A 1,243-nucleotide genomic window follows, 5' to 3' on the forward strand; every position below is an offset into this window, starting at 1 on the left:
GGGACTGCCCCTGCTTCTGTTGACTCGGGGTCTTAGGCCGCAGTGAGCGCGGTCCGGTTGATTGTTTCATATTCGACGGGCGTGAGTTTTCCCAGCCGTCTTTGCCGTCGCCGGCGGTGGTAGGTCCGCTCGATCCAGGTTGCGATGGCCAGCCGGAGGTCCTTCCTGGTGAGCCACCGCTGACGGTCCAGGACGTTCTTCTGCAGCAGCGAGAAGAAGGATTCCATCGCGGCGTTGTCCGCGCACGCACCGACCCTGCCCATCGAGCCTGTGAGCCCGTGGTGCCGGAGCGATTCGACGAAGCGGCGAGAGCGGAACTGGGACCCGCGATCCGAGTGGACCACGGTCGCTGCCGGGCGGCGTGCCCGGATTGCGTTCTCCAGCGCTGCGACGGCAAGCGAGGACTTCATCCGCGCGTCCATCGAGTAGCCGACGATCCTCCCGGAATAGACGTCCTTCACCGCGCAGAGGTAGAGCTTCCCTTCGGCAGTGGGGTGCTCGGTGATGTCCGTCAGCCACAGCTCGTTCGGTGCCGTGGCGGTGAAGTCCCGCTCCACCAAATCGTCGTGGACCGGTGGCCCCGGTTTCCGGTTCAGGCCACGCTTTTTGGAGAACACCGACCAGATACCGTGGTCCCTGCACAGGCGCTGGACCCTGTTCTCGCCCGCCACGATGCCCTTCTCCGGGAGCTCGTCGGCGATGAACCGGTACCCGAACGCCGGATCGTCGGCATGGATGTCGAGGGCGGCGTTGACGAGGTGCGCATCGATCCAGTCCCGTTCCGTGACCGGGCTGGCCCGCCACCGGTAGTAGCCTTGCTTGCTGAATCCCAACACCCTGCAGGTCACCGCGACGGGAACACCGTCGGCGGCAAGATCCGTGACCAGCGGGTAGATCATTTTGGGTTGATGTCCCTGGCCAGATAGGCCGCCGCCCGGCGCAGAATCTCATTCTCCTGCTCCAACAGGCGGTTCCGCTTCTTCAGCTCCCGCATCTCAGCCGACTCCGCGGCCGCCGGACTGGCCCCGGATTCCTTACGTTCAGCAATGGCAATCCAGCGCTTCAACGTCGTGACCGAAAGCCCGAAATCCTTCGCGATCTGCGCCAGCGGCGCCTCGCCCTTCCGGGCCACATCAATAACATCCTGGCGGAACTCCGCCCCATAAGCCGTGGGCATGGTCAACATCCTTCCACGAGCACAAGCTCGCTAGGTCAAGGAGTCAACAAAACCCGGGGCAGTCCC

The 1,243-nt window shown here is 64.4% G+C and carries 1 protein-coding gene; it reads right to left on the minus strand.

Annotation, left to right across the window (positions count from 1 at the left end; all coding sequences use genetic code 11):
- Positions 1 to 32: 32 nt before the first annotated feature.
- Positions 33 to 1,177, minus strand: a protein-coding gene (locus AB0280_RS21500; protein WP_366368692.1) for an IS3 family transposase whose coding sequence is annotated in 2 segments (ribosomal slippage) — positions 33 to 901 and positions 901 to 1,177 — 1,146 coding nt in all. Because the reading frame shifts where the segments join, the coding sequence is not laid out codon by codon here.
- Between the last annotated feature and the right edge of the window lie 66 nt (positions 1,178 to 1,243).

The sequence above is a fragment of the Pseudarthrobacter sp. 902506025 genome, assembly GCF_040702325.1.
Classification (GTDB): Bacteria; Actinomycetota; Actinomycetes; order Actinomycetales; family Micrococcaceae; genus Arthrobacter.